The sequence below is a fragment of the Achromobacter sp. SIMBA_011 genome, assembly GCF_046535435.1.
Classification (GTDB): Bacteria; Pseudomonadota; Gammaproteobacteria; order Burkholderiales; family Burkholderiaceae_B; genus Achromobacter; species Achromobacter dolens.
The window spans coordinates 1-252 of sequence record NZ_JAWRWN010000886.1 but is presented as its reverse complement, the minus strand read 5'-3'; the positions used below and the strand labels follow the sequence as shown (position 1 = coordinate 252).

Here is a 252-nt window from a genome sequence, read left to right as displayed (position 1 = left end):
AAAAGGGGATGCTCCAGGACGCTATCGTATACGATTGCCGTCACGCCCACGATCTTCTCAACAGCATCGCCGCGCCGATGAAGGCGGAAATGGTTGCACATGTGAACTGGCGGCCAGCGCATCTGCCCGAGGGCAGCGCGTGGCGCAAGGTTCAGGCCTTGCTGCATCGTATGGGCGGTGTCGACGGTTGGCCGGACCGTACCGACTTTGTCGGCTGGCTTCAAGGCGAGGTCGTGCCGCTGCTGCGCTTCG

1 protein-coding gene is annotated in these 252 nt (G+C 62.7%); it reads left to right on the top strand.

The features are described from left to right. The coding region (locus SB816_RS33560; protein WP_410548447.1) for a hypothetical protein at positions 1-252 on the top strand (252 nt) is incomplete at both ends.